At 67.4% G+C, this 6,725-nt stretch carries 7 protein-coding genes, 2 tRNA genes and 1 pseudogene; 5 read left to right on the top strand and 5 right to left on the bottom strand.

The genetic code is table 11. The features are described from left to right. The 3 genes from E8A12_RS14655 to E8A12_RS14645 all read right to left on the bottom strand — a co-directional run. Positions 1–118, bottom strand: a 118-nt coding sequence (locus tag E8A12_RS14655) for a GTP-binding protein (RefSeq protein WP_293370054.1), incomplete at its 3' end; no start/stop codon positions are given. A 32-nt stretch (positions 119–150) separates the two neighbouring features. Further along, positions 151–224, bottom strand: a tRNA-Gly gene (locus tag E8A12_RS14650). 48 nt (positions 225–272) lie between these two features. Then, a tRNA-Tyr gene (locus E8A12_RS14645) sits at positions 273–358 on the bottom strand. A 219-nt stretch (positions 359–577) separates the two neighbouring features. Here E8A12_RS14645 and rlmB point away from each other — a divergent pair. Together rlmB and E8A12_RS14635 are read left to right on the top strand one after the other, a co-directional pair. After that, positions 578–1,288, top strand: coding sequence for a 23S rRNA (guanosine(2251)-2'-O)-methyltransferase RlmB (gene rlmB, locus E8A12_RS14640; protein ID WP_363212206.1), 711 nt, complete (start codon positions 578–580; stop codon positions 1,286–1,288). Continuing rightward, positions 1,285–2,025 carry a YjbE family putative metal transport protein gene (locus tag E8A12_RS14635; RefSeq protein WP_293370050.1) on the top strand — a complete coding sequence of 247 codons (741 nt, stop codon included), beginning with the start codon at positions 1,285–1,287 and terminating at the stop codon, positions 2,023–2,025. The genes rlmB and E8A12_RS14635 overlap by 4 nt, the downstream gene beginning before the upstream one ends. Before the next feature lie 42 nt (positions 2,026–2,067). Here E8A12_RS14635 and metG read toward each other — a convergent pair whose 3' ends face one another. Then, entirely contained in the window at positions 2,068–3,879 is a 1,812-nt protein-coding gene (gene metG / locus E8A12_RS14630; RefSeq protein ID WP_293370047.1) for a methionine--tRNA ligase, read from the bottom strand. 75 nt (positions 3,880–3,954) lie between these two features. Beyond that, positions 3,955–4,311, bottom strand: coding sequence for a DMT family protein (locus E8A12_RS14625; RefSeq protein ID WP_293370044.1), 357 nt, complete (start codon positions 4,309–4,311; stop codon positions 3,955–3,957). A 76-nt stretch (positions 4,312–4,387) separates the two neighbouring features. Between E8A12_RS14625 and E8A12_RS14620 the strand changes: the two genes are divergently transcribed. The 3 genes and pseudogenes from E8A12_RS14620 to E8A12_RS14610 form a co-directional block, all read left to right on the top strand. Next, positions 4,388–5,497: a polyamine ABC transporter substrate-binding protein gene (locus E8A12_RS14620; RefSeq protein WP_293370041.1), complete on the top strand. Its 1,110-nt coding sequence runs from the start codon at positions 4,388–4,390 to the stop codon at positions 5,495–5,497. Beyond that, positions 5,494–6,477, top strand: a complete 984-nt coding sequence (locus E8A12_RS14615) for an ABC transporter ATP-binding protein (RefSeq protein WP_293370039.1) — start codon at positions 5,494–5,496, stop codon at positions 6,475–6,477. The genes E8A12_RS14620 and E8A12_RS14615 overlap by 4 nt, the downstream gene beginning before the upstream one ends. Then, positions 6,474–6,725: pseudogene (locus tag E8A12_RS14610) on the top strand (putrescine ABC transporter permease PotH); the annotation flags it as partial. The gene E8A12_RS14615 and the pseudogene E8A12_RS14610, both read left to right, overlap by 4 nt.

The raw sequence follows: 6,725 nt of genomic DNA, 5'->3' as shown, positions 1-6,725 counted from the left end.
CCGTCTTCGCCAGCGTAAAGGTGATCGCCGCCGTCAGCGTCGTCTTGCCATGGTCAACGTGACCAATCGTGCCGATGTTGCAGTGCGGCTTGTTGCGTTCGAATTTTTCCTTGGCCATGGGATCCTACGGGCGTTGTTTCAGGTGGAACGTGGAGCGGGTGGCGGGAATCGAACCCGCGTATTCAGCTTGGAAGGCTGCTGCACTACCATTGTGCTACACCCGCAGTGAAATCTCGGCGGGACGCCGGCTACTCCTCAATCGCTCCGAGGCGTGGTGGGGGAAGTAGGACTCGAACCTACGAAGGCGTACGCCAGGGGATTTACAGTCCCCCCCCTTTGCCACTCGGGACATTCCCCCAGCGCGCTCGGAGCCATGGTCGGAACAACGAACAAAAGGCTTCCGCCAAGGGATGCGCGGGGCCTAAGAGCGGCCCAACGCATGGTCCCAAAGGCGGTAACCCGTCCGGGGCCCCAATTTGGAGCGCGTCTTATAGTGGCCCATCAACCCGAACGCAACGACGCCCGGAGAGGCCGCAACAAGCGGCCGCAGGGACACTTTTCGAGGCGGCCGGAAGCGGTGGCCGACGACTGGATCTGGGGCTGGCACGCGGTGGAGGCCGCCTTGTCGAACCCTTTGCGCGGTCCGGCTGAACTGATCCTGGCGACCCCGGAGCGGATCAAGCAGATCGAGGCGAGATTCGGCCGCCTGCCGACCGTCCAACAGGCCGACAACCAGCAGATCGCCCAGCGCCTGCCGCAGGGTTCGGTCCACCAAGGGGTGGCGGTTCGCGGCGCGACGTTGGAAGATGCAGACCTTTCCGATTTCGAGGCCCGGCCCGGCGCGATCCTTTTGATGCTCGACCAGGTCACCGATCCGCAGAACGTCGGCGCCATGCTGCGCTCGGCCGCAGCTTTCGGCGCCGTCGGCATGGTGCTGCAGGACCGCAATGCGCCGCGCTTCACCGGCGCTCTGGCCAAGGCCGCAGCGGGCGCCGTCGACAAGGTGCGCGTGGCCCGGGTGGTCAACCTCTCCCGGGCGCTGGACGAACTGACCACGGCCGGCTGGCGGGCCGTAGGCCTCGCGGGCGAGGCCGAGCGGGCGCTCGGCGAGATTCTGGACGGGTCGCCGACCGTGCTGGTCATGGGCTCGGAGGGCGAAGGCCTGCGCCGGCTGGTGGCCGACCATTGCGATGAGTTGGCCCGCATCCCCATGCCGGGCGGCTTCGAGAGCCTGAATGTCTCGGCGGCCTGCGCTGTGGCGCTCTATGAGGCCTCGCGCCCGCGTTGAGCCTGCCGTTCGAATTTTCATTCAACGCCGGCGCGCTCACCGCCTTCCTCCAGGTGGTGCTGATCGACCTGGCGCTGGCCGGGGACAACGCCGTGGCGGTGGGAATCGCCGCCGCCGGCCTGCCGAAACGTCAGCGGCGCAGGGCGATCATCCTGGGCCTGGGCGGCGCGGTGGTGATGCTGATCAGCTTTGCGCTGATCACCACGCGGCTGCTGCAGATGGTTGGCCTGCTGCTGGCGGGAGGATTCCTGCTGCTCTGGGTCTGCTGGCGGATGTGGCGCGACCTGCGCCGCCAGGGGCGCGAGCAGGAGGCCGAGGGCGAAGACGCGCTTGGCGACGCCACCGGCGAAGCGATCGGGGCCACGCCCAAGGCCAAGCCGCGGCCCAAGTCGCTCCGCCGCGCCCTGCTGCAGATCCTGCTGGCGGACCTGGCGATGTCGCTGGACAACGTGCTGGCGGTCGCAGGCGCTGCGCAGCAGCACCCGGTGGTGCTGGCCATGGGCCTGCTGCTCTCGATCACCCTCACCGGCATCGCGGCCAGCTGGATCGCCAAGCTCCTGCACCGAGCGCGATGGATCGGCTACCTGGGCCTGGCCATGGTGATCTACGTCGCCCTGCATATGATCTGGGAGGGCACGCGGCGCGTGGCGATCGATACCGGCCACACCGGGGCCTACAACGCCGCCATGCCGGGCGGCGCGCTGGACATCAAGCCAAGCGAACTGAAGAAACACTAAGCCCCGTCAGTGCTGGCCTTCGCCGGCCCGCCCGGTTGTCGGCTAAGCGGCCTCCGGCCCGCCGAAGCGTTCGCGCCATTCGGCCACCTGGGTGTCCTCGACCTTTCGGAACAAGACTTCCGGCGCCTTCACCGGGCGACCCGGCGGCAGGGCCGTGAGCAAACCCTCGCCCGTCAGGTCCGGCCAGTGGCCCGGAAAGCCCTCGCCAACCGACAACGCGATCGTCTCAGCGCTGAACGGAATGAAGGGCTCCGAGACCCGCGCGAAAAGGGCCACCAGGTTCAGGCCGGTGCGCACCGCCACGGCGGCGCGTTCGGGGTCGGTCTTGAGCGCCGTCCAGGGCGCGGCCTCGGTCAGGTAGCCGTTGCCTAGCACCCAGAGCTGGCGCAGCGCCGTGGACGCCTTGCGGAACTCGCGGTTCTCCAGGTGGTCGGTGAGCTCGCGCAGCTTGGCGAGCACATCGGCGTGCAGCTTCGTCTCCAGCGGGCCATCGGCGCCACCGGCCGGAACGGCGCCCTCAAAACGGCTCTCGGTGAACTTGAGGATGCGGTTGACGAAGTTGCCCAGCACGTCGGCCAGGTCAGCGTTCACCTGGGCCTGGAACTGCTCCCAGCCGAAGGTGGCGTCGGAGGTCTCCGGCGTGTTGGCCGTGATCCACCAGCGCCAGTAGTCGGCGGGCAGCAGCTCCAGCGCATGGTCCATGAAGACGCCGCGCTTCTGCGAGGTGGAGAACTTGCCCCCGTAGTAATCGAGCCAGTTGAAGCCCTTGAGCTGGTCGACCAGCTTCCAGGGCGCGTTCTCGACCGGCGTGAAGGTCCCGTCGGGGTTCAGCCGCTCGTTGACCCCGAACAGGGTGCAGGGAAAGCCCACCGTGTGGAAGGGCACGTTGTCCTTGCCCATGAACTCCACATAGGTGACGTCCGCCGCCGCCGGCTCGCGCCACCAGCGCTCCCACTCCGCGTCCTCGGCCGCACCCCGACCCGCCTCGGCGGCGCGGGCGTCGGCCCATTCCCAGGTGGCGGCGATGTATTCGATGGGGGCGTCGAACCAGACGTAGAACACCTTGCCTGCCAGGCCCTCGATGTCGGGCGTCACGCCGTCGGGGTTCGGGCCCCATTCGAAGGCGTTGACCGGAACGCCCCATTCCAGGTCGCGGGTGATGCCCCGGTCCTGCAGCCCCTCATCCAGCCACTTGAGCGCGATGGAGGTGACCAGCAGCGGCCAGCGGTCGCGCTTGGCCTCGATCCAGGCGCGCAGCTTCCCGGCGAACAGGCTCTGGCGCAGGAACAGATGCTTCGACCCGCGGATCTCGATGTCCGTCGAGCCGGAGACCGCCGAGCGCGGATGCAGCAGGTCGGCCGGGTCCAGCACACGGGTGCAGTTCTCGCACTGGTCGCCGCGGGCGCTCTCGTAGCCGCAATGCGGACAGGTGCCGATCACGTAGCGGTCCGGCAGGAAGCGCTTGTCGGCGTTGGAATAGACCTGCTGGGTCACCCGCTCCTCGATGAAGCCGGCCTCCCAGAGTTCCTGGGCGAAGCGCTGGGTCAGCCGGTGGTTCTGTGGCGAGGACGAGCGGCCGAAGTGATCCCACGAGAGGCCGAACCGGCGGCCGAGGTCGTGCTGGATCTGATGCTGCTCGGCGCAGAAGCTCGCCGGGTCCTGGCCCTTTTCCGCCGCCGCGAGTTCGGTGGGCGTGCCGTGCTCGTCGGTGGCGCAGATGTAGAGCGTCTCGCGGCCGCGGCTGCGCTGGAAGCGGGCGTAGACGTCGGCCGGAAGCATGGAGCCCGCCAGCGTCCCCAGATGCTTGATCCCATTGATGTAGGGCAGCGCGGACGTGATCAGGATGCGGGACATGACGGCTCTCGAAATGAGGAGAAGGCGCGGCTTATAGGCTGCGCATTCCGGTTCGCCAAAGCCCGCGCGACGAAATCAGTGAAACGGCCCCTTGAAGACGAAGAAGGCGCCGAGCGCGATGAATGCGAACCCCAGGGCGTGGTTGAGGGTGACGGGCTCCTTCAGCCAGGTGACCGAGAACACCGCGAAGACGCAGAGGGTGATGACCTCCTGCATCGCTTTCAGCTCGGCCGGATCGTAGGTCGCGCGGCCGATGCGATTTGCCGGCACCGCCAGGCAATACTCGAAGAACGCGATGCCCCAACTGATCAGCACGATCAGCCACATGGCCCGGTGCTCGACCTTCAGCTGGCCATACCACGCGAAGGTCATGAAGACGTTTGACGCGACCAGCAACAGGATCGGCGCGATCGCGGTCCACAAGGGCGTCATGGGGGCTCCGGAAGCTTTGGCGTTGAGGCGATGATCGCGCGCCCTTAAACCTCGCGCCAGCGAAGGAGAGCACCCGTTGCGGAAATGGATAAGGTTCGCCGCGGTTGCCCTGGCGCTGGGCCTGGCCCTGGGCCTAAACGCCTGCGGCCCTTCGTCGAAGAGCGGCGGGACGCTCAATATCTACAACTGGTCGGACTACATCGACCCGGCGCTCCTGAAAGAGTTCACCGCCGAGACCGGTATCAAGGTCCGTTACGACACCTTCGATTCCAATGAGGTCCTGGAGACCAAGGTGCTGCAAGGCGGCACGGGCTACGACCTTGTCGTCCCCTCCAACCACAACATCCCCCGCTACATCGCCGCCCAGGCGATCCAGCCGCTGGACAAGACCAGGTTGAAGGGGCTGGAGAACCTCGACCCGGCGGTGATGTCGCGCATGGCCGCCTTCGATCCCGGCGCGAAGTACGCCCTGCCCTACATGCAGGGCACGATCGGCATCGCCTACAACACCGACGCGGTGGCCAAGCGCCTGGGCGGCGCGCCGGTGGAAAGCTGGTCGGTGGTGTTCGACCCCAAGGTGCTGGCCAAGCTTCAGGACTGCGGGGTCTATTTCCTCGACGCCTCGGAGGACATGTACGCCGTCGCGCTGAACTACCTGGGCAAGGATCCCAACTCGAAGGATCCGAAGGACTATGCGGCGGCCACGGACATGCTCCTGAAGGTCCGGCCCTACGTGAGGAAGTTCCACTCCTCGGCCTACATCGATGCGCTCGCCAACGGCGATATCTGCGTGGCCGTCGGCTATTCCGGCGATGTGCTGCAGGCTAAAAGCCGCGCCCTGGAGGCCAAGAACGGCGTCAAGCTGGCCTATGTCCTGCCCAAGGAGGGCAGCCAGGTCTGGTTCGACCTTTTCACCCTGCCCGTCGATGCGCCGAACCCGGCAGCGGCCTATCGCTTCCTGAATTTCATGCTGCGGCCCGACGTGATCGCCCAGGCTTCGAACTACACGAAATACGCCAACGCCAACGCCGCGGCGACCAAGCTGGTCGACCCCGCAATCCGGGCCGATCCGGCCGCCTATCCGCCGCCGGCCCTGGCCGGGCGGCTATTCGTCACCACCACCAAGGACCAGGCGCTGTTGCGCGAGGTGAACCGTCAATGGACCAAGGTGCTGACCGGCCAATGACCGTAACGCCGCTGGTCAGCTTCGAGGGCGTCGCCAAGCGGTTCGGCGAGATCGCGGCCGTGGACGGCGTCAGCCTCGACATCGCCGAGGGCGAGTTCTTCGCCCTTCTCGGCCCCTCCGGCTGCGGCAAGACCACGCTGATGCGGATGCTGGCGGGGTTCGAGGCGCCCGACGCCGGACGCATCCGGCTAAGCGGTCAGGATATCGCAGGCCTGCCGCCGCATCGGCGACCGTCGAGCATGATGTTCCAGACCTATGCGCTGTTCCCGCACCTCAACGTCGAGCAGAACGTGGGCTTCGGACTGAAGCAGCAGGGCTGGGACAAGGCGCGCGCCGCCGCCCGGGTCGAGGAGATGCTGCGCCTGGTGCGGCTGGAGGGCCTGAACCGGCGCAAGCCCAGCCAGCTTTCCGGCGGCCAGAAGCAGCGGGTGGCGTTGGCCCGCGCTCTGGCGGTGCAACCGAGGATCCTGTTGCTTGACGAACCGCTGGCCGCGCTCGACCGCCGGCTGCGCGAGGAGACCCAGCTGGAGCTGAAGGCCATCCAGCGCCAGCTCGGCATGACCTTCATGATCGTCACCCACGACCAGGACGAGGCCATGGTGGTCGCCGACCGGATCGCGGTGATGCGCGAGGGGCAGATCGCCCAGATCGGCGCGCCACGCGAGGTCTATGAGCGGCCGGCCAGCCGCTATGTGGCCGAGTTCCTCGGCGAAGCTAACCTGTTCCCTGACGGCGCGGGCTTCCGCCTGGTAAGGCCCGAACGGATGACCATTTCGCCGACGGCGGCGCCCGACGCCCTGGCCGGCGAGGTGACCGAGATCGCCTATCTCGGCGATCGCACCCGCTACGTGGTGCGCCGCGCCCAAGGCCGTCCGCTGCTCGTCAGTCGCGCCAACCAGGGCCCGCCACTGGCGTTCGCTGTGGGAGACAAGGCCTGGGTCAGCTATCCGCCGGACGCCGCCGTGGCCTTGCCCTCATGAAGCGCGCGTGGCTGGCGGGGATCGCGCCCTATCTGTGGCTGTTGGCCTTCTTCGCCTTCCCGTTCCTGCTGGTGGCGAAGCTGTCGCTTTCGCACACGGTGCTGGCCATTCCGCCCTACGCGCCGCGACTTAAACCGTCGCTCGGCCTGCCTGGGCTCGCCGAGTTCGCCCGAGGCCTGAGCCTGGAGACCTACGGCCGGCTGGTTTCCGACCGCCTCTACCTCAACGCCTACCTGTCGAGCCTTAAG

Source organism: Phenylobacterium sp. (genome assembly GCF_004799395.1).
GTDB lineage: Bacteria > Pseudomonadota > Alphaproteobacteria > Caulobacterales > Caulobacteraceae > Phenylobacterium.
This window is presented reverse-complemented; position numbering and strand designations above follow the sequence as displayed.

What these genes read in the sequence shown, in the direction of transcription:
- metG (WP_293370047.1), bottom strand. Translation starts at nt 3,879, where the DNA reads ATGTCCCGCATCCTGATCACGTCCGCGCTGCCCTACATCAATGGGATC.
- E8A12_RS14625 (WP_293370044.1), bottom strand. Translation starts at nt 4,311, where the DNA reads ATGACGCCCTTGTGGACCGCGATCGCGCCGATCCTGTTGCTGGTCGCG.
- E8A12_RS14615 (WP_293370039.1), top strand. Translation starts at nt 5,494, where the DNA reads ATGACCGTAACGCCGCTGGTCAGCTTCGAGGGCGTCGCCAAGCGGTTC.